Source organism: Mycolicibacterium sphagni, from assembly GCF_002250655.1.
Lineage (GTDB): Bacteria > Actinomycetota > Actinomycetes > Mycobacteriales > Mycobacteriaceae > Mycobacterium > Mycobacterium sphagni.
On record NZ_NOZR01000071.1, the window covers coordinates 1 to 353 of the forward strand.

Below are 353 nucleotides of genomic sequence, written 5' to 3' on the forward strand. Positions count from 1 at the left end.
GGAGCACCCGGGAACTTCGACTGCAACGCAGCCAAAATCTCCACCTGCTTGATCGAATCAATCCCGAGCTCGGCCTCCATCTCCATGCCCAACCCGAGCATGTCCACCGGATAACCCGTCTTCTCCGAAACAATCTGCAAGACAACATCACCCGCAGGCACAGACGGAGCCGCAACAGGAGCGGCAGCGACCGGCGCGGGCGCGGCGAAATCGGCAACCGTGTCAACCACATCCTGCAGCGTGCGCAACGCCGACAGCTCAGAAGCCGGGATCTCCGGAGCACCCGGGAACTTCGACTGCAACGCAGCCAAAATCTCCACCTGCTTGATCGAATCAATCCCGAGCTCGGCCTC

Annotated in this window: 1 protein-coding gene; it reads right to left on the minus strand. The window is 61.2% G+C overall.

The features are described 5' to 3' along the window. Nucleotides 1-353, minus strand: a 353-nt coding sequence (locus tag CG716_RS29790; RefSeq protein ID WP_133067048.1) for a phosphopantetheine-binding protein, incomplete at both ends; no start/stop codon positions are given.